The sequence below is a fragment of the Pseudoalteromonas sp. SG43-8 genome (assembly GCF_014164245.1).
GTDB lineage: Bacteria > Pseudomonadota > Gammaproteobacteria > Enterobacterales > Alteromonadaceae > Pseudoalteromonas > Pseudoalteromonas distincta.
This window is the reverse complement of the sequence record NZ_JACJEX010000045.1, coordinates 1-305: the sequence shown is the minus strand read 5'-3', so window position 1 is coordinate 305 and position 305 is coordinate 1. Positions and strand designations below refer to the sequence as shown.

The window sequence follows — 305 nt, the reverse complement described above, 5'->3', positions numbered from 1 at the left end:
AATATAAACTCATCAACTTCTAGCTGTTTAGCTATCATCTCTAACTTGTGTTTAATACTTACATGTCCGCCTACTACGCTTAGGCTTAAAAAGTTCTCTACATGGGCGCGCTCTTGTTCGCTCCACAACCCGTCCATGCTTTCAACAGGTGGTTTTAACCACAGCTCATTACCGCGTATAATGATGTCTGTATGTTAACAAGCCCAGGGTGTACGCTTGCTTAACTAACTATATTCTAGTGTTTTATTTCCATTAAAATTTCGAGTGCACGGTGGCGTTTTTCACTATCGAATACATCATTGGTA

Annotated in this window: 1 pseudogene; it reads right to left on the bottom strand. The window is 40.0% G+C overall.

What is annotated here, in order from left to right:
- Positions 1 to 182, bottom strand: a pseudogene (locus H5122_RS20265) (LLM class flavin-dependent oxidoreductase); the annotation flags it as partial.
- Positions 183 to 305: the final 123 nt, after the last annotated feature.